General features: G+C 58.2%; 19 protein-coding genes. 14 read left to right on the top strand and 5 right to left on the bottom strand.

Features of this window, described 5'->3' with window-relative positions; genetic code table 11:
• Nucleotides 1–10 precede the first annotated feature (10 nt).
• The gene (locus AB6V08_RS12840; RefSeq protein WP_368543115.1) at nt 11–1,102 is read left to right on the top strand and encodes an alkylhydroperoxidase domain protein; all 1,092 of its coding nucleotides are present in this window, start codon (nt 11–13) and stop codon (nt 1,100–1,102) included.
• Nucleotides 1,103–1,108: 6 nt separating this feature from the next.
• Here AB6V08_RS12840 and araJ read toward each other — a convergent pair whose 3' ends face one another.
• Complete coding sequence (gene araJ, locus AB6V08_RS12835; RefSeq protein ID WP_368543113.1) at nt 1,109–2,284, bottom strand: MFS transporter AraJ; 1,176 nt, start codon at nt 2,282–2,284, stop codon at nt 1,109–1,111.
• Between the two features lie 165 nt (nt 2,285–2,449).
• Between araJ and ppk2 the strand changes: the two genes are divergently transcribed.
• The 3 genes from ppk2 (at nt 2,450) to AB6V08_RS12820 (ending at nt 3,934) form a co-directional block, all read left to right on the top strand.
• Nucleotides 2,450–3,268, top strand: a complete 819-nt coding sequence (ppk2, locus tag AB6V08_RS12830; RefSeq protein ID WP_368543111.1) for a polyphosphate kinase 2 — start codon at nt 2,450–2,452, stop codon at nt 3,266–3,268.
• Nucleotides 3,269–3,422: 154 nt separating this feature from the next.
• A complete protein-coding gene (locus AB6V08_RS12825) occupies nt 3,423–3,611 on the top strand; it encodes a hypothetical protein (protein ID WP_368543109.1) in 189 nt (62 codons plus the stop codon).
• Nucleotides 3,611–3,934 carry a CcdB family protein gene (locus AB6V08_RS12820; protein ID WP_368543107.1) on the top strand — a complete coding sequence of 108 codons (324 nt, stop codon included), beginning with the start codon at nt 3,611–3,613 and terminating at the stop codon, nt 3,932–3,934. The genes AB6V08_RS12825 and AB6V08_RS12820 overlap by 1 nt, the downstream gene beginning before the upstream one ends.
• 41 nt (nt 3,935–3,975) lie before the next feature.
• Here AB6V08_RS12820 and fdnI read toward each other — a convergent pair whose 3' ends face one another.
• Genes fdnI through fdnG form a run of 3 tightly spaced genes read right to left on the bottom strand, consistent with a single transcriptional unit; the run spans nt 3,976 to nt 8,568 of the window.
• On the bottom strand, nt 3,976–4,632 hold the full coding sequence (gene fdnI / locus AB6V08_RS12815; RefSeq protein ID WP_368543105.1) for a formate dehydrogenase-N subunit gamma: 657 nt from the start codon (nt 4,630–4,632) through the stop codon (nt 3,976–3,978).
• On the bottom strand, nt 4,625–5,509 hold the full coding sequence (fdxH, locus tag AB6V08_RS12810) for a formate dehydrogenase subunit beta (RefSeq protein ID WP_368543103.1): 885 nt from the start codon (nt 5,507–5,509) through the stop codon (nt 4,625–4,627). Before fdxH ends, fdnI begins: the two co-directional genes overlap by 8 nt.
• Nucleotides 5,510–5,520: 11 nt before the next feature.
• The gene (fdnG, locus tag AB6V08_RS12805; RefSeq protein WP_368543101.1) at nt 5,521–8,568 is read right to left on the bottom strand and encodes a formate dehydrogenase-N subunit alpha; all 3,048 of its coding nucleotides are present in this window, start codon (nt 8,566–8,568) and stop codon (nt 5,521–5,523) included.
• Between the two features lie 221 nt (nt 8,569–8,789).
• On the opposite strand from fdnG, the gene yddG reads away from it, so the two are divergent.
• The 3 genes from yddG (at nt 8,790) to AB6V08_RS12790 (ending at nt 11,900) form a co-directional block, all read left to right on the top strand.
• On the top strand, nt 8,790–9,674 hold the full coding sequence (gene yddG / locus AB6V08_RS12800) for an aromatic amino acid DMT transporter YddG (protein ID WP_368543099.1): 885 nt from the start codon (nt 8,790–8,792) through the stop codon (nt 9,672–9,674).
• 624 nt (nt 9,675–10,298) lie between these two features.
• Nucleotides 10,299–11,381, top strand: a complete 1,083-nt coding sequence (gene ompC / locus AB6V08_RS12795) for a porin OmpC (protein ID WP_368543097.1) — start codon at nt 10,299–10,301, stop codon at nt 11,379–11,381.
• A gap of 78 nt (nt 11,382–11,459) precedes the next feature.
• Nucleotides 11,460–11,900 carry a GFA family protein gene (locus tag AB6V08_RS12790; protein ID WP_368543095.1) on the top strand — a complete coding sequence of 147 codons (441 nt, stop codon included), beginning with the start codon at nt 11,460–11,462 and terminating at the stop codon, nt 11,898–11,900.
• Here AB6V08_RS12790 and AB6V08_RS12785 read toward each other — a convergent pair.
• On the bottom strand, nt 11,890–12,822 hold the full coding sequence (locus tag AB6V08_RS12785) for a LysR substrate-binding domain-containing protein (RefSeq protein WP_368543093.1): 933 nt from the start codon (nt 12,820–12,822) through the stop codon (nt 11,890–11,892). The genes AB6V08_RS12790 and AB6V08_RS12785 overlap by 11 nt on opposite strands.
• Before the next feature lie 171 nt (nt 12,823–12,993).
• Between AB6V08_RS12785 and AB6V08_RS12780 the strand changes: the two genes are divergently transcribed.
• From AB6V08_RS12780 to AB6V08_RS12750, 7 genes are read left to right on the top strand one after another with little or no spacing between them, the layout of a single operon-like run.
• A complete protein-coding gene (locus AB6V08_RS12780) occupies nt 12,994–13,944 on the top strand; it encodes a branched-chain amino acid ABC transporter permease (RefSeq protein WP_368543091.1) in 951 nt (316 codons plus the stop codon).
• Nucleotides 13,945–13,952: 8 nt separating this feature from the next.
• Nucleotides 13,953–15,059: a branched-chain amino acid ABC transporter permease gene (locus AB6V08_RS12775; protein ID WP_368543089.1), complete on the top strand. Its 1,107-nt coding sequence runs from the start codon at nt 13,953–13,955 to the stop codon at nt 15,057–15,059.
• Nucleotides 15,056–15,823, top strand: coding sequence for an ABC transporter ATP-binding protein (locus AB6V08_RS12770; RefSeq protein ID WP_368543086.1), 768 nt, complete (start codon nt 15,056–15,058; stop codon nt 15,821–15,823). Before AB6V08_RS12775 ends, AB6V08_RS12770 begins: the two co-directional genes overlap by 4 nt.
• A complete protein-coding gene (locus tag AB6V08_RS12765; protein ID WP_368543084.1) occupies nt 15,816–16,535 on the top strand; it encodes an ABC transporter ATP-binding protein in 720 nt (239 codons plus the stop codon). Before AB6V08_RS12770 ends, AB6V08_RS12765 begins: the two co-directional genes overlap by 8 nt.
• 38 nt (nt 16,536–16,573) lie before the next feature.
• Complete coding sequence (locus AB6V08_RS12760) at nt 16,574–17,731, top strand: branched-chain amino acid ABC transporter substrate-binding protein (RefSeq protein ID WP_368543082.1); 1,158 nt, start codon at nt 16,574–16,576, stop codon at nt 17,729–17,731.
• 17 nt (nt 17,732–17,748) lie between these two features.
• Nucleotides 17,749–18,231 carry an L-2-amino-thiazoline-4-carboxylic acid hydrolase gene (locus AB6V08_RS12755; protein WP_368543080.1) on the top strand — a complete coding sequence of 161 codons (483 nt, stop codon included), beginning with the start codon at nt 17,749–17,751 and terminating at the stop codon, nt 18,229–18,231.
• Nucleotides 18,228–19,454, top strand: a complete 1,227-nt coding sequence (locus AB6V08_RS12750) for a Zn-dependent hydrolase (protein WP_368543078.1) — start codon at nt 18,228–18,230, stop codon at nt 19,452–19,454. The genes AB6V08_RS12755 and AB6V08_RS12750 overlap by 4 nt, the downstream gene beginning before the upstream one ends.
• The last annotated feature ends 196 nt before the right edge of the window (nt 19,455–19,650 follow it).

Raw genomic sequence — 19,650 nt, 5'->3', positions numbered from 1 at the left:
GAGACACGTTATGGCATTAAGTCAGGATATTCTCGCCGAGCTGGCGGAGATCGCACCCGGTTCACCGCTGGCCCAGGCTCGCGCCACCCGCGATGCCGCAACGCGCCACGCCCAGGGCAGCTACGAAACCCTGTTCAGCCAGCAGGACGCGGCTTTTGCGCTGGACGAGCGCTTCGCGGTGGCGGCGAAGGTCGCCAAATGGCACAACGCTCCGGCGCTGGCGGCGCACTATGCCGGATTTGGGCTGGCAGACCCGACCTCCCCACGGCTTACGCCCGCGCTGAGCTTCGCCCGCCTGCTGACCTTTTCACCGGTTGACGCCACCCCGGCCGCGCTGAAAGCGCTGACGGACGCGGGCTGGAGCAAAGAAGGCATCGTCACGCTGGCGCAGCTGATCGCCTTCGTCAGCTTCCAGAGCCGCCTGATCGCGGGTCTGCGCCTGCTGAACGATAAATCCATTGCCGCCAGCGATACGCCGGTGGTCGCGGGCGTCTGGCATACCCAGGCCACCACCGCGACGGGCAAAGCCGCGCCGGTGGCGTTCACTCAGCAGGAGCTGGGCTGGGAGCCGTGGCTGGCGGCAAAACCGCTGGCCGAGTTCACCGCGGATGAAGTGGCTATTCTGGCGAAATTTGGCCATACCGAATCGGACTATTTCCGCCTGCTGGGGCGCAACCTGCCCGTGCTGGAGCAGCGCACGCTCACGGATAAAGGGATTTTCTATACGCCGGGAGGATTGCCCCGCGCCGAACGCGAGCTGGCGGCCACGGTGGCCAGTAAGGTCAACGGCTGCATTTACTGCGCATCTGTCCATGCGCGCAAAGCCAGCCAGCTCTCGAAGGACGACGGCGCCGTTGAAGCGCTGCTGGCCATCCGCCCGGGCGGTACGCTGAGCGAAGGGCAATCTGCGCGCTGGCAGGCGGAAATTGATTTTGCAGCGGCGCTGTCGGTCACGCCGCCGGCGGTGACCCCGGCGCATCTCGCCGCGCTGGAAAAGGAGAAGCTGGACACGCTGGAGCAGCTCGATCTGATTCAGTCGGCCGCCTTCTTCGCCTGGGCCAACCGGCTGATGTTGACCCTCGGCGAGCCCTGGCTTTCCTGAGTAGACTCAGGCTAGCGCGCGGGCGTTAGCCTGATTTTTTCGGGCTTTCAGGTAGCCGTACATCAGCAGAGCGGACATCGCCGAGAACGACAGAAGCGCCGCCGGGAGGGTGACATAGCTCCAGCTAAAGCCAAGGGTGATCATCAACCCGCCAAAATAGGCGCCGATAGCGCTGCCGAGGTTAAACGCCATCTGTCCCCCCGCCGCACCCAGCATCTCCCCGCCTTTCGCGTTTTGCAGCAGCAGGATTTGCAGCGGCGCCGAGAGGGCGAACAGCCCGGCGCAGCAGATAAAGCCCATCACCAGCGAGGCGGTTTTGTGCTCGCCAAACGCAAAGAGCAACAGCAGCGACGCGACGATGATGAGATCCGTCGTTGCCGCGATGCGCAGTGGGCTAAACCGCCCGGACAGCTTGCCGCTCAGCAGATTACCCAGCACCATGCCCAGCCCCATCAGCATCATGATGACCGTCATCAGCCCTTCGGAAAAACCGGACACGTTGACCATAAACGGCTTAACGAAGCTGAACCAGGCAAAGACCCCGGCGTTGCCAAACATGGTGGCGGCGAAGATCAGCCAGGGTTCCGGCTTTTTCAAAAAGTGAAACTGTTCGGCCAGCTGTGTTTCTGTTTTGTCGTGCAGGTTTGGCACCCACATCAGCACCGAGAGGATCACCAGCGCGTCGAACACGGCGATCAGTAAAAACGTATAGCGCCAGTTAAATTCGTGCCCCAGCCAGGTGCCGAGCGGCACCCCCATCAGGTTGGCGACGGTCATCCCGGCGATCATCCCTGCGACGGCTACGGTGACTTTGCCGGGCGGCGCGATCTTCGACAGGATTATCGCCCCTACGCCAAAGATGGCGCCGTGCGGAAAACCGGAGATCAGGCGCCCCGCCGCGAGCCAGAAGTAGGACGATGAAAAGGTGAAAACCGCGTTCCCGACGGCGCACATCGCCACCAGAAACAGCAGCGTGGTTTTGAGCGAGAATTTACCGGAAAAGAGCGCGACTATCGGTGCGCCGATCACCACGCCGAAGGCATAAAACGAAATCATATTCCCGGCTGATGGAATGGAGATCCCCGTGTCCCGCGCCAGCTCCGTGAGCACCCCCATGATGCCAAACTCAGCCATTCCCAGGCCGAAGGTGCCAAGCGCCAGCGAAAATATTGTTTTTTTCATACCGCAACCACGTGTTAAAAATGTGCAAAACGAATTATTGAACAATCTGGTATGGTGAGCCAGTTCAAATCGGCTCTCTGACAGGTTAATCCATTAATTCAGGTAGTTTACACTTCATGTTACGGCCCCGTTTTGCCGCGACCGGACAACCTGAGGATGACTATTATGGCCAGTAAGAAGAAAGCCAGCGTCGTTGTTGATGTCGTTAAAGCTGAACCCCTCAAAACCAAAGAGTATGAGAAAGCGCTGCGCCGCCTGCACGTTGAGCTGGTTAAGCTCCAGCAGTGGGTCGTCAGCAAAGGGCTGAAGGTGTGTATTGTCTTTGAAGGACGCGACGGAGCCGGGAAAGGTGGAACCATCAAGGCCATTACCGAGCGCGTCAGCCCGCGCGTGTTCCGGGTCGTGGCGCTGCCAGCGCCTACCGACAAGGAAAAAAGCCAGCTCTACTTCCAGCGCTACGTATCCCATCTCCCCTCTGCCGGTGAAATCGTCATCTTCGACCGAAGCTGGTACAACCGCGCGGGCGTTGAGCGGGTCATGGGGTTTTGCACCGAGGAGCAGGTGGAAAAGTTCCTGGACGGCACGCCGGTGATGGAAAAGGCGATGGTCGATGCCGGGATAATTCTGCTGAAATACTGGCTAGAGGTGACGCCAAAAGAGCAGGAGCGCCGCCTGCGCGACCGCATCAACGACGGCCGCAAGACCTGGAAGCTCTCCCCGATGGACATTAAATCGTTCAATATGTGGGATGACTACACGGTGGCGCGGGATGCGATGTTTGCCGCCACCGACACCGCCTGGGCGCCCTGGTTTGTCGCCCGTTCGGAAGATAAAAAGCGCGTGCGGCTGAATATTATTTCGCACCTGCTGGCGCAAATTCCCTATAAAGATTTGCGTATCGAACCGGTTGAATTGCCAAAACGCAAAATTGGCAAAGTCAAACCGTCGAAATATCCGTTCCGCTATATCGCGGAGCGCTTCTGATATTCACGAGCCTCTTTGCAGGAGAATGTAACGAGGCTCTATTTATTTCCTGCCGTCTGGAATGCTGCTCGCACTCTTTATATTACCAGGGGAAGCGGTATTGTTTTTTGTTGGGGAGGGTTGATAATGGCCCGCACCAGCAAAGGAGGCCAACGTGAAATCGAATCGTACCAAAGACAGGCAGTCACAAACTCACCCGACGGGCTTACGCCCCCAACCTGCCGCAGGCGCAGAAGCGCTACGGCAACCGCAGCAGAAGGACAAGGCGTTTATCGAGGCCATGAATGCGTTTACGGCCAAAGCGGGATTGTTATCTGAGGATCCTTATTTTGGAGGGATTTGATGTGTTTTCAGTTTGATGTTTACCGAAATCCATCAGGCAGAACGCGAGAATATCAGCCCTATTTTATGATCATTCAGCATGATTATTATGACGATCTGTCAACAAGGCTTATTTTACCGCTAAGCTACAGAAAAAATCTGAATGGGCAATTTCATCCAGCTGTACCCTTAGTCAATATTGATTTTCAGACTTTCTTTTTAAATACGGCAGGAATTACGCACGTAGATAAAAAGAAGTTAAACAATAAAGATTACATATGTAACTTACGAAGTGCCAGGAGCTCGGTTATTTCGGCCATTGATGCGTTAATTACCAATACCTGACATCTGAAAAACGCCGCCGGCCCAGGCCGACGGCGCTCAGTTTACTTCAACCCTTCGGTGCTCTCTTTCTTCGCTTCCAGACGCTCAACGTCACGATACCAGCGAGGGTGGTGTTTCTGCGCCCAGCGGCGGCTCACCTTCCCTTCAATCATGCCTTTGATCGACCCCTTCACCCAGAACGCCATATACATATGAATTAGTATGGCGTGGATCAGAATGATGGCCGAGGTCGCGTGGATCAGCAGCGCGTAGCGAATAACCTGGATCGGGAAATAGTGGGCAAAGTACGGACGCCAGATAATCACCCCGGTCACCAGCAGCACGAAAATCATGCTCATGATGGTCCAGAACATCATTTTCTGTCCGGCGTTGTATTTGCCGACCTTCGCCACCTTATGCTCGTTGCCTTTCAGGACTTCAACAATCCCCTTCACCCACGGAATATCCTGCTTATCCGGGATGTTGTGGTGAACGAAGCGCACGAACATAAACATCAGCACCACGAAAATCAGCACGCCGAAGAACGGGTGCAAAATGCGCCCCATCTGCGGCGTACCGAAGGTTTCGGTCAGCCACTGCAGCGTCGGGAAGAAGAACGAAATCCCCGATACCGCCACCAGGAAGAAGCAGATCACCACCGTCCAGTGACAGGCGCGGTCGATAAACTTCGTGCGCACAATCATTTTCGACTTACTCATGATGCTCCTCCTCGTCGTCATCCACCTCTTTGTTCGGCCCGATACCGATGTAGTGATAAATCAGCCCGGCGAAGGTGGCGATAAAGCCCGCCGCCGACAGCGGCTTGAGCGCCCCTTTCCACAGGTTGATCGAGGTATCGATCGCCGGATCCTTCGGCAGATTGTGGTACAGCTCCGGCTGGTCGTTGTGGTGCAGCACGTACATGACGTGCGTCCCGCCCACGCCCTGCGGGTTATAAATGCCCGCATTCTCGTAGCCGCGCGCTTTCAGCTTGTCCACGCGCGCCTGCGCCACGTCCAGCATCTCTTTCTTGGTGCCGAAGTGGATAGCCCCGGTCGGACAGGTCTTCACGCAGGCGGGCTCCTGCCCGACGCTGACGCGATCCACGCACAGGGTGCATTTATAGACCCGGTTATCCTCTTTATTGAGGCGCGGGACGTTAAACGGACACCCGGCGATGCAGTAGCCGCAGCCGATGCAGTTGTCCTGCTGAAAGTCGACGATGCCGTTGGCGTACTGAATAATCGCCCCGGCGGACGGACAGGCTTTCAGGCAGCCCGGATCCTCGCAGTGCATACAGCCGTCTTTGCGGATCAGCCACTCCAGCCTGCCGTTCTGGTCGGTTTCGCTAAAACGCATCACCGTCCAGGATTTGGCGCTCAGGTCGGCAGGGTTATCGTAAACCCCGATGCAGTGCCCCACCTCGTCGCGGATGTCGTTCCATTCGGAACAGGCCACCTGGCAGGCCTTACAGCCCACGCAGGAAGAGACATCGATAAGCTTGGCGACTTCAGCCTTGTAATCCCGCGCGCGGGGCGCGGGAGTGATCGGGTTGGTCGCGGAGCGTTTAATAATGTCTTGTGTTTCCATCGCCATTTACTCGCTCCTTACGCTTTCTCGATGTTGACCAGAAACGCCTTGTACTCCGGCGTTTGCGAGTTGGAATCGCCGACGTTTGGCGTCAGGGTGTTGGCGATGTAGCCCTTCTGCGCCACGCCCTCAAAGCCCCAGTGCAGCGGAATACCGACGGTTTCCACCTGCTGCCCGTGCACGTTCAGGGTTTGCAGACGGCGGGTGACCACCGCGACGGCGCGAATGAACCCGCGCTTGCTGCTCACCGTCACGCGGTCGCCGTTGGTGATGCCCTTCGCTTTCGCCAGCGTTTCGCTGATCTCCACAAACTGTTCCGGCTGGGCGATGGCGTTAAGCCGCGCGTGCTTGGTCCAGGTGTGGAAATGCTCGGTCAGACGATAGGTCGTTCCCACGTACGGGAACTTGTCCTTCTTGCCCAGGCGCAGCGCGTCGTCTTCATACAGACGCACCACCGGGCTGGAGACCACGTTCGGGTGCAGCGGGTTGGTGCCGAGCGGCGTTTCCATCGGCTCGTAGTGTTCCGGGAACGGCCCTTCCGCCAGCTTGTCCAGCGCAAACAGACGTCCCAGCCCTTCCGGCTGCATAATGAACGGCCCGGTTGCGCTGCCCGGCGCGGCAGTGCTGAAGTCCGGGATATCATTCCCCGCCCACTTCGCCCCGTTCCACTGGATCAGCATCCGTTTCGGATCCCACGGCCTGCCGTTGATATCCGCCGACGCGCGGTTATACAGCACGCGACGGTTCAGCGGCCACGCCCACGCCCAGCCGAGCGTATTGCCCAGCCCGGACGGATCGGCGTTATCGCGGTTGGCCATCTGGTTGCCCTGCTCCGTCCAGCTGCCGGCGTAGATCCAGCAGGACGACGCGGTTGAACCGTCGTCGCGCAGCAGCGCAAAGCTGTTCAGCAGCTGGCCTTTTTTCGCCAGCAGGTTGCCGCTGGCATCGTAGAGATCCGCCAATGCCACGCCGTTGTTCTCTTTTGCCACCTCTTCGGACTCGGGATGGTCCGGCTGTCGGTAGTTCCAGCTCATTTTGAGCAGCGGCTCCGCGCCTTTACCGCCTTCGCTGCGGTACATTTCGCGCAGACGATGGTAGATCCCGGCCAGGATCTCGCCGTCATTGCGCGCTTCGCCCGGCGCGTCCTGGCCCTTCCAGTGCCACTGCAGCCAGCGGCCGGAGTTGGCAATAGAGCCGTCCTCTTCCGCAAAGCAGGTCGACGGCAGGCGGAAGACTTCGGTCTGAATCGAGGCCGGATCCACGTCGTTCATCTCGCCGTGGTTCTGCCAGAAGTTGGAGGTTTCGGTCACCAGCGGATCGACAACCACCATGTACTTCAGCTTGCTGAGGCTACGCACCACCTTGTTTTTATCCGGGAACGAGGCAACCGGGTTGAAGCCCTGGCAGATGTAGCCCGTGACGTTGCCCTTATCCATCATGTTGAAATACTTGATGACGTCGTAAGCCTGGTCCCACTTCGGCAGCCACGCATAGCCCCAGTCGTTCTCTTTCTGCGCCGCGTCGCCGTAGAAGGATTTCATCAGGCTGACGTAGAACTTCGGATAGTTGCTCCAGTAGTTCACCTGATCCGGCAGCGTCGCTTTTGGCGTGTTCGCCGCGAGATAGCTTTGCAGATCGGTCTGCTTTTCCGACGGCAGCGTCAGGTAGCCCGGCAGGCTGGTGGACAGCAGGCCAAGATCGGTCAGACCCTGAATGTTGGAGTGACCGCGCAGGGCGTTTACCCCACCGCCGGCCATGCCCATATTGCCGAGCAGCAGCTGGATCATCGCCATGGTGCGGATGTTCTGCGCGCCCACGGTGTGCTGCGTCCAGCCCAGCGCGTACAGGAAGGTGGTGGTTCTGTCGGCGGCGCTGGTAGAGGCCAGCACTTCGCAGACCTTCAGGAAGTCCGCTTTTGGCGTGCCGCAGATGTTCTCCACCACGTCCGGCGTATAGCGGGACACGTGCTGCTTCAGCAAATTCCATACGCAGCGAGGATGGGTCAGGGTTTCATCCCGCATCGCATAGCCGTTTTCATCGAACTGATAGTTCCATGAAGACTTATCGTACTGGCGTTTCTCAGCGTCATAGCCGCTGAACAGGCCGTCATCAAAGGCAAAGTCGTCCCGCACCAGCAGGTTGGCGTTGGTGTAGTGTTTAACGTATTCCGCGTTAATTTTGCCGTTTTCAATCAGGTACAGCAGCACGCCGGACAGGAACGTAATGTCCGTACCGGAGCGGATTGGCGCATAGATATCCGCCACCGATGCCGTACGCGTAAAGCGCGGATCGACGACGATCAGCGTCGCATCGTTGTTGTTTTTCGCTTCCATCGCCCAGCGGAATCCCACCGGATGGGCTTCAGCGGCGTTACCGCCCATCACCACCACGACGTTTGCGTTTTTGATATCAACCCAGTGGTTGGTCATCGCACCGCGACCAAATGTTGGAGCAAGACTTGCTACCGTTGGTCCGTGTCAGACGCGCGCCTGGTTGTCTACCGCCAGCATCCCGAGGGAACGCACAAACTTCTGCGTCAACATGCCGGTTTCGTTACTTGCCGCAGACGCGCAGAGCATCCCGGTGGAAAGCCAGCGGTTAACGGTTACGCCCTGTTCGTTTTTCTCAACAAAGTTAGCGTCACGGTCGGCTTTCATTAATCTGGCGATGCGTGAGAACGCCTCGTCCCAGGAAATTCGCTGCCACTTATCGGAACCCGGCGCGCGGTATTCCGGGTAGCGCAGGCGGTTTTCGCTGTGAACGTAGTCCAGCAGGCCCGCCCCTTTCGGGCACAGCGCCCCGCGGCTTACCGGATGATCCGGATCGCCTTCAATGTGGTAAATCGCTTCTTTGGCGTTCTTCGCGCCATCACCCAGGCTATACATTAATAGCCCGCAACCCACGGAGCAGTATGTGCAGGTGTTACGGATCTCTTTAGCACGCAGCAGCTTATAGTTGCGTGACTGAGCCAGCGCCATTTTGGGAGCGAATCCCAGCATAGCGGCCGTTGTTCCGGCCATACCGCCCGCGCAGATTTTGAAAAACTGTCTGCGGCTGACGTCCATTGTGGTCCTCTTTTTCTGATAAGACTTCGCGCCGCAAACTAACAGCAATACCCCTGATTTTTTTGCGTCAAATCAATGTCGTCTGCCTTCGCCCCCTTAATAGTCGCCCCGTGCGCATTTGAATAATCCTTTAGGGTTAGGCGCTTAGCAGAATAATTCGCGATGCCCGAAGGATTAATGTTATAAATTTTCCCTTTGTATTTTAGGGCGATGGCACGGTAATGGATAAAAAGAGAGCAACGCTGATTGGCCTGGCGGCGATCCTGCTATGGAGCACGATGGTCGGGCTTATTCGCAGCGTCAGTGAAGGTCTGGGGCCGGTGGGCGGTGCGGCAATGATTTATACCGTCAGCGGATTAATGTGCCTGCTGACGGTGGGATTTCCGGATATCAGACGTTTCTCAACGCGATATTTAATTGCGGGCAGCGTACTGTTTGTCAGCTATGAAATTTGCCTCGCATTATCCCTCGGCTATGCCGCCACGCGCCCGCAGGCCATTGAGGTCGGCATGGTCAATTATCTGTGGCCCAGCCTGACGATTGTGTTTGCGATTTTATTCAACGGTCAAAAATCATCGCTGTGGGTGATCCCCGGACTTCTCATTTCCATATTGGGCGTATGCTGGGTATTAGGCGGCGAACGCGGCCTGCATCCCGATGAAATTATCCGCAACGTGATCTCAAGCCCTCTCAGCTATGCGCTGGCGTTCGCCGGGGCATTTATCTGGGCCGCCTACTGCACCGTGACCAGCAAATTCGCCAAAGGACAAAACGGGATCACCCTGTTTGTTTTGCTCACTGCCGCCAGCCTGTGGGTGAAATATGCCGTTAGCCCGCAGCCTGAAATGATCTTTAGCGTGTCCGTGGTGGTGAAGCTATTATTGTGCGGCGTGGCGCTGGGGTTGGGTTATGCCTCGTGGAATATCGGCATTCTTCACGGCAATGTCACCGTGCTGGCGGCCGTGTCGTATTTCACGCCGGTATTATCCGCCGCGCTTGCCGCCGCCGTATTAAATGCCCCGCTCTCGTTCTCTTTCTGGCAAGGGGCGCTGCTGGTCTGCGCCGGGTCGCTGCTGTGCTGGTACGCCACCCGAAATAACGCCTGATATTTCTCTGCCGGGCAACATTCGCGCCCGGCAAAAACTACGCTAATAATTGTGATCTCACGTCAGAATATTTATTTGAGCGCTGGAGAATGTGTTTACATTCTGTTTATATACGCTCCCTTCCGTAAACATAAATCCGCATTTATTGACATTAATTGACACCGCACAGTGACTAATTCCCCGCGAATACTTACGTTGTATATAGCACTTATTGCAATAGTTTATTTCTGGATGTTTCAAGAATTCACGACAGGAACCGCGCCAGGAAATCCTTATAAGCTACTGTTTTTAGGTTAGGAAAAACCCATTTCCGCAAATTTCCACCGCGGCCAAAACGATAATTGAGCGGCAAAATAGGCACCCCTTAAAACTATTTCCCGCTCAATGGTTGAGGCGAGGAAATAATCCATTTGCGACTATTAATTAATCAAAACCATCGTTTCAGCGGCAATTTTTCAGATCACGATCACACTAATTGAAATTATCGCTAATATTTTGAAACTTATTATTGAAACCAGGCTACAAGATTTTTAAAAATAACACGCCATTGACGAACAGCCTCGTTTAGTAATCGTTTAGAAATGGCTCAGGAATACCCAAAGAAAATTATAAGGATTATTTAAGATGAAACTTAAATTAGTTGCAGTGGCAGTGACTTCCATGTTGGCAGCAGGCGTTGTAAACGCGGCTGAAGTTTATAACAAAGACGGTAACAAGCTGGATCTGTACGGTAAAGTAACAGGTCTGCACTATTTCTCTGATGACACCGGCAGCGACGGTGACAAAACTTATGTTCGTCTGGGCTTCAAAGGTGAAACTCAGATCAATGACCAGATGTCCGGTTACGGCCAGTGGGAATATGAGTTCAAAGGCAACAACGAAGAAAGCAACGGCGACAAAGGCAACAAAACTCGTCTGGCGTTCGCAGGTCTGAAATTTAACGAATTCGGTTCTTTCGACTACGGTCGTAACTACGGTGTTGCTTACGACATCGGCGCATGGACCGACGTTCTGCCAGAGTTCGGTGGTGATACCTGGACTCAGACTGATGGCTTTATGACTGGCCGTACTACGGGCGTTGCAACCTACCGTAACAGCGACTTCTTCGGTCTGGTTGACGGCCTGAACTTCGCCGCTCAGTACCAGGGTAAAAACAACAAGCGCGACATCACCGAAGCGAACGGTGACGGTTGGGGCCTGTCTTCTACCTATGAATTCGACGGTTTCGGCGTGGGTGCAACCTATGCGAAATCTGACCGTACCAACAACCAGGTTCGTGCAGGCGAAGTGGCTAACACCATCAACGCTGGCGGCGACAACGCAGAAGTTTGGGCGGCTGGCCTGAAGTACGATGCGAACAACATCTACCTGGCAACCACCTACTCTGAAACCCGCAACATGACCAACTTCGGCAGCGGTTTCATCGCGAACAAAGCGCAGAACTTCGAAGTTGTTGCTCAGTACCAGTTCGACTTCGGTCTGCGTCCGTCCGTTGCTTACCTGAAATCCAAAGGTAAAGACCTCGGTTCTTACGGCGACCAGGATCTGGTTGAATACGTTGAAGTTGGCGCGACCTACTACTTCAACAAAAACATGTCCACCTACGTTGATTACAAAATCAACCTGGTTGACGACAACAGCTTCACCAAAGTTGCTGGCGTGTCTACCGACAACATCGTTGCTCTGGGTCTGACCTACCAGTTCTAAGATTTGTCAGTATAAAAAGGCCAGCCCTCGCGGTTGGCTTTTTTTTTAGGTTGGACTGGCGTGATAAAGGAGAACGCCATGCACATGTTCAAAGGACGCTGCTTGTGTGGGATGAGCCAGTTTAGCGTGAATCTCAGCAACTTCGACGTGTATGCCTGCCACTGTACGCTCTGCCAGAAATGGTCGGGCGGCATAGCCATGTACCTGGAAGCCGAGGGGGAACCCCTTCTGGAACAGGACTCCATCGCCCCTTCTCATTTTGCTTCGTCGTCCCGCGGCGAACGCTGGTTTTGCCCCGGCTGCGGCTGCCCGCTGTGGTTTGAGCTCACCTCATCGTCGCGCTACTTCGTTCCCTGGACGATGCTTGAAATGAACGAAGACGAGCGCCGTCGCCTGGTGCTCGCCGCCGAGATCTACACCGAAACGCAGCCCGCCTTCTGGGGACTGACCGGACAATACGCCCGCTACAGCGGAACGGACATCGAGGCGCTGGACAACAACTGCCCGCTTACGCCGTAGGCTGTTCGCTGCCCGCCGCGCGGCGAAGCCAGTTTTGCAGCAGCTTGCCATCCTCCGTCATCTCCGTATCGGCCCGTACGCACAGGTGATAATCGCGCCCGTCGTCGATGGGCAAATCGAAGATTTTCACCAGCTCACCGCTTTCAAGATACGGCGCGATAAGCGGCTCGCGCATGAGCGCACAGCCCAGCCCGGCCTGAACGCCCGCCAGCGTCAGCAGGCCATCTTCAAACATCGGGCCGCTGCGCCGTGGCGGACGCTTCACGCCCTGCTGGGTGAACCACTGCTGCCAGGTCGTGCGCTCCTCGTCGTGCAGAAGCGGCATTTGCAGCAGCTGTTCCGGCGTGTCGATATGGCCGTGAATGCGCAAAAACGCGCGGCTGCATACCGGCACCATCTTGCCGGAGATCAGCTTTTCACTCTGATACCCCGCCCACTGGCCGTTGCCAAAACGGATCGACATATCCGACGCGTCGCTTAAATAGTTGCGGTGGTTGGCGTAGACGACGTTGATTTCCGTTTGCGGATTGGCGCGCATAAACGCGGGCAGGCGCGGAATAAACCAGCCCATGCCAAACAGCGGGATCAGGCTGATGGTCACCTGCCGGGTTTGCGCCTGCTCCACCAGATGCTCGGTGGCCTGGCGCAGGACGTTAAACGCCGCGCGAATTGAACGGTAGTATTCACGCCCCTGCTGGCTCAGCGCCAGCCTGCGCCCCTGCCGCTCGGTCAGGGGCATTTGCAGATAGCCTTCCAGCACTTTGAGCTGATGGCTGACCGCCGACGGTGAGATATCCAGCTCCTGCGCCGCCAGCGTTACGCTGCCGAGCCGGGCGATGGCTTCAAACGCACGCACGGCACGCAGCGGCGGATCGTTTGCCAGGCGGCTTTCGGCGAAGACGGATTGTTCTGTTTTATTCATATATTGATTTCTTTAGGGTTTTTACCCGCTTGCAGGGTTTTTATATCTTCATATAAATCATACAGATAAGACAATATCGGATTATCATAAGAAATAATATATGTGTATTTTACAATTTAATTCAATTGTTGGATGGTAGCCGTTAAAAGAGCAATTAGTCGGATACGAACGTTGGATACTCTCATACAACAATTGATCAACGGGGTGATGCTGGGAAGCATCTACGCGCTGATCGCGCTGGGCTATACCATGGTGTATGGCATTTTGCGCATTATTAACTTTGCCCACGGCGATATTCTGATGGTCGGCGCGCTCACGACGCTGTCCGCAATCAACGCCCTGAATACGGCCTTCCCGCACCTGCCGCTGCTCCTGCAGCTTGGCTTCGCCCTGCTGATTGCCATGGGCGTCTGCGCGCTGCTGGCGATGGCGGTGGAGCGCTTCGCCTATCGCCGCCTGCGCAACGCGCCGCGCCTCGCGCCGCTGATTTCCGGGATTGGCGTGTCGGTACTGCTGCAAACCGTGGCGATGATCGTCTGGACGCGCAACCCGCTGATGTTCCCGCAGATCCTGCCGATGGATCCGATTGCGGTCACCGCAGGCAGCGAAACCCATCCTCCGGCCATTGTCACCGTCACCGGGATCGTCACCGTGGCGCTGGCGCTGGTTGTGATGATCGGCCTGTGGCTGTTAGTGGAATACACCCGCCTCGGGCGCGGAATGCGCGCGGTGGCGGAGAACCCGCGCGTTGCCACCTTAATGGGCGTTAACCCGAACGCCATCATTACCCTCACCTTTGCCATCGGCGGCGCCTTTGCCGCCCTCGCCGGCGTGATGATGGCGAGCAACTACGGCAACGCCAGCTTTTCGATGGGCTTTTTACCGGGCATTAAGGCCTTTACCGCCGCGGTGCTCGGCGGGATCGGCAACATCCGCGGCGCGATGGTCGGCGGCATTTTGCTCGGCATTATTGAAGCGCTCGGCGCGGGGTATCTCGGCGAGCTGACCCACGGCGTGTTTGGCAGTAACTATCAGGACGTCTTTGCCTTCATCGTGCTGATTCTGGTGCTGGTCTTCCGTCCGGCAGGTTTACTGGGCGAGCGCGTGGCGCACAGGGCGTAGAGGACACTATGACAACGGTACAACTTGAGAAACCCGCCGCTACCCGCAAATTTTGGTCAGGCATGACCCTGTTTTGCCTCGCTCTGGTGATTGCCCCCGTGGTCGCCACCCAGCTTGGCGGCAACTACTGGGTGCGGGTCATCGACTTTGCCCTGCTCTACATCATGCTGGCGCTGGGGCTGAACATCGTGGTCGGCTACACCGGCCTGCTGGATATGGGCTTTATCGCCTTTTACGCGGTGGGCGCATACCTGGCCGCGCTGCTGGCCTCCCCGCATCTGCTGGAGGTGTTCCCGATCCTCGCCGTCTGGTTCCCGGACGGGCTGCACACCTCGTATCTGCTGATCGTCCCGGTCGCCGCGCTGGTAGCCGCGGTGTGCGGCATTCTGCTCGGCGCGCCCACCTTAAAGCTGCGCGGGGATTACCTCGCCATTGTGACCCTCGGCTTTGGTGAGATTATCCGCATCCTGATGCGCAACCTCGACCGCCCGGTGAACATCACCAACGGCGCAAAGGGCATTACCGGCGTGGATACCCTGAACCTGTTCGGCCTGAAGTTTAGCGGCGTTTACCACTGGTTTGGCTTTAAGGTGCCCGCCCTGTGGCTGTGGTACTACCTGCTGATGCTGGTGATTGTGGCGATCATTTTTGTCTGCCTGCGTTTGCAGCACTCGCGCATTGGCCGGGCCTGGCACGCGATCCGCGAAGACGAAGACGTCGCCCGGGCTATGGGCATTAACGTGCGTAACTACAAGCTGCTGGCCTTTGCGATGGGCGCCTCGTTCGGCGGCGTGGCGGGGGCGCTGTTTGGCGCGTTCCAGGGCTTTGTTTCCCCCGAATCCTTCACGCTGCAGGAGTCCATTGCCGTGCTGGCGATGGTGGTGCTGGGCGGGATGGGACACATCCCGGGCGTAATCCTCGGCGCGGTGCTGCTCACCGCCCTGCCGGAGCTGCTGCGCAGCCAGGCGGCGCCCGTACAGCAGGCGCTGTTTGGCACGGTGCTGGTTGACCCGGAAATTCTGCGCCAGCTGTTTTACGGCGTGGCGCTGGTCGGCGTGATGCTGGTGCGTCCTTCCGGCATCTGGCCGGTACGCCATAAGGAGATCGCCGCATGAGCCTGCTCACCGTGCGCAATATGTCCAAACGCTTCGGCGGCCTGACCGCCGTGGACAATGTCTCGTTGTCGATCAATCCGGGCGAGATCTACGGGCTGATTGGCCCTAACGGAGCGGGCAAAACCACCTGCTTTAACCTGATTACCGGGCTATATCCGGCGGACAGCGGCGAGTTTTTGATTGCCGACACGCCCTATTACCCGAAACAGATCGAGAAAGTCACCGCCGCCGGGATCGCCCGCACCTTCCAGAACGTGCGCCTGTTTAACGAGATGTCGGTGCTGGAAAACGTGATGGTCGGCCGCCACGTGCGCACCCGCAACGGCCTGTGGGCGGCGCTGAGCCGCCACAAGCGCGCGCGGGAAGAGGAAGCGCAGACCCGCGAACTTGCCTGGCACTGGCTGGAGTACACCGGGATTGCCAAGTTCGCCCACTACCGCGCCTGCGATCTGGCCTACGGCCATCAGCGTCGGCTGGAAATCGCCCGGGCGCTGGCAACCGATCCGCTCTTACTGGCGCTGGATGAGCCCGCCGCGGGCATGAACGCGGCGGAAAAGAGAGCGCTGGGCGAGCTGCTCATGCGCATTCGCGACGACGGCAAAACGCTGTTGATGATTGAACACGACGTCAAGCTGGTGATGGGCATTTGCGATCGCCTGACGGTGCTTGATTACGGTAAAACGCTCGCCAGCGGCACGCCGGACAGCGTGCGGCGCGACCCGGCAGTGATTGCCGCCTGGCTTGGAGGCCATGCCCATGTCTGAACTACTCACGGTTGAACGTCTGGACGTGCACTACGGCGGCATTCAGGCGGTGCGCGATGTCTCCTTTACCCTGAATGAAGGCGAACAGGCGACGCTCATCGGCGCAAACGGCGCGGGCAAAAGCTCCACCGTGCGCGCCATCACCGGGCTGGAAAGCTTCAGCGGCGCTATTACGTTTAACGGCAAAAGCGTGCGTAAATACAAGGCCGAGGCGCTGCTGCGCGACGGGCTGGTGATGGTGCCGGAAGGCCGCGGTATCTTCGCGCGCATGACGGTGCTGGAAAACCTGCAGATGGGCGCATGGCTTCGGCGTGACAACGTCACCGTTAAGCGGGAAATGAACGATATTTTCGACCGTTTTCCGCGCCTCGGCGAACGTCAGCACCAGCTTGCCGGGCTGCTCTCCGGCGGCGAACAGCAGCTTCTGGCGCTCAACCGCGCCCTGCTCAGCCGCCCGCGCCTGCTGATCCTCGACGAACCTTCCATGGGGCTGGCCCCGAAGATGGTTGAGAACATTTTCGCGGTCATCGCCGAGCTGCGCGAACGCGGCGTCGCCCTGCTCCTCATCGAGCAAAACGCGCGGCTGGCGCTGGAGGTGACCGACAGGGCGTGGGTGATGGACAGCGGTAGCATTGTTCATCACGGCGCGTCCAGGGCAATGCTCGACGACGACCAGATTGCACAGATTTATTTGGGCGAAATGCCCGTTTGACAACACCAACCGACACCAACCAACACCAGGGAATAACAATGAAAACAGTAAAAATCAGTGCGCTTAGCGCCGCGCTTCTGCTCAGCGGTTTTGCCTCAACGGGCGCGTGGGCCGCAGGCGAGGAAACCGTGCTTATCGGCCTGGCGGGCCCGCTCACCGGCCCGTCCGCCCGTATCGGTAAAGATCTGGAGAACGGCGCGCAGCTGGCGATTGACGACATCAACAAGCAGCACCCGACTATCGGCGGCAAAGCGGTGACCTTCAAACTGCAGTCCGAAGACGACCAGTCCGACCCGCGTACCGCCGTGGCGGTGGCGCAGCGTCTGGTGGACAGCGGCGTGGCAGGCGTGGTCGGCCACTGGAACACCGGCACCAGCATTCCGGCGGCGCGGGTTTATCACGATGCGGGCATCGCCCAGGTCGCGCCCGTGGCGACCGGCCATGCGTACACCAAACAGGGCTTCGACACCAGCTTCCGCGTGATGGGCCACGACGATGACGGCGGCCAGTTTGCCGGGCAGTACGCGGTAAACACCCTGAAAGCGAAACGCATTGCGGTGATCGACGACCGCACCGCCTTTGGTCAGGGGCTGGCGGATGAGTTCATCAAGTCTCTCGAGGCGCAGGGCGTGAAAATTGTCGACCGCCAGTACGTTGACGACAAAACGGTTGATTTTAGCGCCGTGTTAACCGCCATTCGCAGCAAGAACGCCGATCTGATTTTCTTCGGCGGCGTTGACAGCCAGGCGGCACCGCTGGCGCGTCGTATCAAACAGCTCGGCATGAACGCCACGCTGATGGGCGCAGGCGGTTTCGTCAGCCAGACCTTCCTCCAGCTGGCGCAAAAAGAAGGTGAAGGCGTGGTCGCGCTGGAGCCGGGTCTGCCGGTTGAGCAGATGCCTGGCGGTAAAGCCTTTGAGCAGGCGTATCAGTCCCGCTACCACACCCATATCGAACTGCACGCGCCGTTCGCCTACGACGCCACCCGCGTGCTGGTCGCGGCGATGGAGAAAGCGGACTCGGTGGATCCATCCGAGTACCTGCCTGCCCTGCGCGCCATCAGCTATTCCGGCGTTACCGGACAGATCGCCTTCGATGACCAGGGCAACCTGAAATCACCGTCCTTCACCGTCTATAAAGTGGTGGATGGCAAATGGCAGCCGCAAACCGTGCTCGGTGGCGCCAAAACGAAGTAACGCAGTGAGGCAATGTGATGAGTGATAATAATGAGCTGGGCATTCTCGCCCGCCGCAAAATTGAAGCAGAAATTATTAAGCCAATTTACGAGATCCTGGTGCGCGAGATAGGGAAAGCCCGCGCCCAGGCGGTGATTGGCGAGGCCATTGAGCAGGCCGCAATCGACGCAGGCAAAGCCTTTGCCAGCAAAGAGCCGAACGGCACGGACGTGAAGAGCTTTATCGCCCTGCAGTACCTGTGGGAGAAAGATAACGCGCTGGAGGTGAAGGTGATCGACGCCGACGAGCAGCAGTACAACTACAACGTGACCCGCTGCCGTTACGCCGAGATGTATCACGAAATGGGCCTGGGTGAGATCGGCCACCTGCTCTCCTGTGCGCGCGACGAAAAGTTTATCGTCGGCTATGCGCCGGACGTTGAGCTGACCCGCACCACTACCATTATGCAGGGCGGCGCGTGCTGCGACTTCCGCTACCGCAGTAAAAAGGACAACGCATGATCCGCGTAAACGCCGGGCGCCTGTGGTCAACGCTTGAGATGATGGCGCAAATCGGCGGCACGCCCGCCGGAGGCGTCACCCGTCTGGCCCTGAGCGAGGAAGACCGCATCGCGCGTAACCTGCTGCGCGACTGGGCACTGGAGGCGGGATTTACCTGCACCGTCGACAGCATGGGCAACATGTTTATCCGCCGCGCCGGTAAAAACCCTTCGCTTGCGCCAGTGATGACCGGGTCGCACGTCGATTCTCAGCCGCTCGGCGGCAATTACGACGGCATTTACGGCGTGCTGGCCGGGCTGGAGCTGCTGCGAACGCTCAACGACAACGATGTTGAAACCGAGCGCGATATCGTGCTGGTGAACTGGACCAACGAAGAAGGCGCGCGCTTTGCTCCGGCGATGCTCTCCTCCGGCGTCTGGACCGGGCAGTTCAGCGAAGCTTACGCCCACGCCCGGGCGGATAGCGCAGGCGTGACGGTCGGGGAAGCGCTGGACAGCATCGGCTATCGCGGCGAGCAGCCCGCGCAGGCTTTTCCGATCCACGCCTGCTATGAACTGCACATCGAGCAAGGGCCGATTCTGGAAGACGAGGCGGTGGATATCGGGCTGGTGCGCGCGGCGATGGGCCAGCGCTGGTTCACGATTACCCTCGACGGCTTTGCCGCCCATGCGGGCACGACGCCGATGCACAGCCGCCGCGATGCGCTCACCGCGTTTGCGGCGCTGGCGTTAAGCGTCGAACAGATTGGCTATCGGCACGCGCCGGACGGACGCGCGACGATCGGCATGGCGAACGTCACGCCGAACTCGCGCAACGTGGTGCCTTCCCGGGTGGTGTGCAGCGTGGAGTTTCGCCATCCTGAGCAATCCGCGCTGGAGGCGATGGAAGCCGCGCTGCATGAGGCGGCGGAAAGCCTGGCCGCGCGCGGCGTGACCGCAGGCGTGGAGCGTATTTTTGACTACGCGCCGATTGCCTTTGACGCGCGGTGTCTGGCGCGCACGGAACAGGCCGTTGCGGCGCTGGGCTATTCGGCAAAGCCGATGGTCTCCGGCGCCGGGCACGACACCTGCTACGTGAGCAAAATTGCCCCTGCGAGCATGATTTTTATTCCGTGCGTGAAGGGGATCAGCCACAACGAGGCGGAAAAGATCCTGCCGGAGTGGTCAGAGAAAGGGGCGAATGTGCTGTTGCATAGCGTGCTGGGGGCTGCGCAGGAGCAATAAGGTGGCTCACCTTTGCGAAAGTGCAGTAGTCAGAGGGACATGCAGCTGTGGCGGTCGTTCCGTTCACTTCACGTCTTCTGCTTCTCTGTTACCACAATACTTGTGAACGTGTCAGGGCGGCTCAATCGCCGCCGCCCTGACCACCCGGGCTTCCGGCAAGAAAATCGCCGCTTCGCGGTGCCCTCAGCTTATTCCT

Source organism: Enterobacter soli (assembly GCF_964208575.1).
Lineage (GTDB): Bacteria > Pseudomonadota > Gammaproteobacteria > Enterobacterales > Enterobacteriaceae > Enterobacter > Enterobacter soli_A.
The sequence above is the reverse complement of the archived record's forward strand: the minus strand, read 5'-3'. Positions and strand labels throughout refer to the sequence as shown.

Coding starts and splice junctions, on each gene's coding strand:
- AB6V08_RS12840 (WP_368543115.1), top strand. CDS start 11: ATGGCATTAAGTCAGGATATTCTCGCCGAGCTGGCGGAGATCGCACCC.
- araJ (WP_368543113.1), bottom strand. CDS start 2,284: ATGAAAAAAACAATATTTTCGCTGGCGCTTGGCACCTTCGGCCTGGGA.
- ppk2 (WP_368543111.1), top strand. CDS start 2,450: ATGGCCAGTAAGAAGAAAGCCAGCGTCGTTGTTGATGTCGTTAAAGCT.
- AB6V08_RS12820 (WP_368543107.1), top strand. CDS start 3,611: ATGTGTTTTCAGTTTGATGTTTACCGAAATCCATCAGGCAGAACGCGA.
- fdnI (WP_368543105.1), bottom strand. CDS start 4,632: ATGAGTAAGTCGAAAATGATTGTGCGCACGAAGTTTATCGACCGCGCC.
- fdxH (WP_368543103.1), bottom strand. CDS start 5,509: ATGGCGATGGAAACACAAGACATTATTAAACGCTCCGCGACCAACCCG.
- yddG (WP_368543099.1), top strand. CDS start 8,790: ATGGATAAAAAGAGAGCAACGCTGATTGGCCTGGCGGCGATCCTGCTA.
- ompC (WP_368543097.1), top strand. CDS start 10,299: ATGAAACTTAAATTAGTTGCAGTGGCAGTGACTTCCATGTTGGCAGCA.
- AB6V08_RS12790 (WP_368543095.1), top strand. CDS start 11,460: ATGCACATGTTCAAAGGACGCTGCTTGTGTGGGATGAGCCAGTTTAGC.
- AB6V08_RS12785 (WP_368543093.1), bottom strand. CDS start 12,822: ATGAATAAAACAGAACAATCCGTCTTCGCCGAAAGCCGCCTGGCAAAC.
- AB6V08_RS12775 (WP_368543089.1), top strand. CDS start 13,953: ATGACAACGGTACAACTTGAGAAACCCGCCGCTACCCGCAAATTTTGG.
- AB6V08_RS12770 (WP_368543086.1), top strand. CDS start 15,056: ATGAGCCTGCTCACCGTGCGCAATATGTCCAAACGCTTCGGCGGCCTG.
- AB6V08_RS12765 (WP_368543084.1), top strand. CDS start 15,816: ATGTCTGAACTACTCACGGTTGAACGTCTGGACGTGCACTACGGCGGC.
- AB6V08_RS12760 (WP_368543082.1), top strand. CDS start 16,574: ATGAAAACAGTAAAAATCAGTGCGCTTAGCGCCGCGCTTCTGCTCAGC.
- AB6V08_RS12755 (WP_368543080.1), top strand. CDS start 17,749: ATGAGTGATAATAATGAGCTGGGCATTCTCGCCCGCCGCAAAATTGAA.
- AB6V08_RS12750 (WP_368543078.1), top strand. CDS start 18,228: ATGATCCGCGTAAACGCCGGGCGCCTGTGGTCAACGCTTGAGATGATG.